The sequence below is a fragment of the Moorena sp. SIO2C4 genome, assembly GCF_010672485.1.
Classification (GTDB): Bacteria; Cyanobacteriota; Cyanobacteriia; order Cyanobacteriales; family Coleofasciculaceae; genus Moorena; species Moorena producens.
Map to the genome: position 1 here is coordinate 1 of NZ_JAAHGN010001409.1, position 1,514 is coordinate 1,514.

Below are 1,514 nucleotides of genomic sequence, written 5' to 3' on the forward strand. Positions count from 1 at the left end.
TTGTTTGCCCACTAACAGGGGAAACACTACTCAGTAGAGGATCTTGGGAACGATGAACTTGTCGAGATAAGTCTGGCTGGGATTTAATTAGATTACCCAGTGCCTGGTTGCCGATTATCCCTTGCAGTTCCTCGATTGGGTGGTATGTTGGCTTCCTACTTCCTGATACTATTGACTGATCTCGAGCTTGTGTCTTTTTGGTTTGGCTTTGTCGTAGATTACCCATGAGCTTGGTTAAATTAAGAGTCGGCAACAATCAATCACAGTGTAATTATCATATAGCCTTTGAGATCAAAGGGATTGTGGGAGGACGGGAGCGATCGCATTACATTGACTGACATTGGCTTTTAAAGCATGGTGCATTTTTGTATCTAGTTAGAAGTTTTCCTAATCCCTTAAAGTTTTACTCCGAATGCTTCCTTCACACCTACTATTTCTTGTATTTGAGCTTTTTACTCTCATTAAGTCGCTCAATTAGATTATAGGCAGAAACTGCCATCGGCTTTAGATCACCGACTTTCAAGTCATCTTGCATCCGACGAAGTTCAACCACCAAGGCTTTAACTGGTTTGTCACTCAGCCCAACCAAATCGTCAACACTTCCTAAAGCTCCAAGGGAGTTATGAATTGCCTCAAAATCAGCTCGCTTGTCTTTGACTAATTTGACTAAGTTGTCTGCTGACTCATCTTCATCCGCTGCTTTAATTTCCTCGGGAAGGTTAACATAGTTCTTTAACAGGTCATATCCAGTAGGAATATGTTCTAGCCATTCTTGACGAGTTAAAGTAATCCGGACTTCTTGAATATTTCCCACCATACCTTTCTCAATTGTTTTTGGGAAAATCGGTTGTCCCCCTTCACCTGTGAACCCAGCAGCATTTAAGACTAACTCAGCGAATTGATTAGGATTAGTTTTAAAGTAATTCCTGTAGGGTTCGGGAATTAATCCAAAGTTGTGGGCAAAATCAGTTCGAGCCATCATCGCTCCCGCAATGGCTTTTGAGTTATCTCTATCCGTCATGTTTGTTGCTTTGTGGAGATAATTTACCAAGATAGTCACTAGTCCCATTAATTCTTTTTTACTGACACTATCATCAATTCCCCCTACATTTAATCTCTTTACTTGATCATTGACCCATGCATCGGCCTTAGATAAAAATGATAAGTCTCCTTTACCAAATAAATCTTTATTTGCTTTTTGCTTACGAGATTGTTGTTTATGACGTTCTCTTTTAAAGAGATTTTGATTGAGCCATCCAGTGACATTCAAGTCTTCCTTAACAGTAACGTATTCGACAAGATCGCTAATCTTTCCAATATGTAAACCAGCCGTAAGCTGAGGGGAAAAGCTTAATTCCTTTCCATCTGGATAAATTCGGAGATTAGAATCAGGTTCTCCTCCACCTGCTGTTACGTCCTCTGATGGAATAAACTCCTCTCCTTTACGACTATTCAGATAACTTGCCATTGCCACAATGTTATCCATTACTGATTCAACTTCACTTTTACTTTCT

2 protein-coding genes are annotated in these 1,514 nt (G+C 40.0%); both read right to left on the reverse strand.

Annotated elements, in window-relative coordinates; translation table 11 throughout:
- Positions 1–226: hypothetical protein (locus tag F6K20_RS38065; RefSeq protein WP_287298355.1), on the reverse strand; the 226-nt coding region annotated here is incomplete at its 3' end.
- 204 nt (positions 227–430) lie between these two features.
- On the reverse strand, positions 431–1,514 hold a 1,084-nt coding region (locus tag F6K20_RS38070), incomplete at its 5' end, for a hypothetical protein (RefSeq protein ID WP_287298357.1).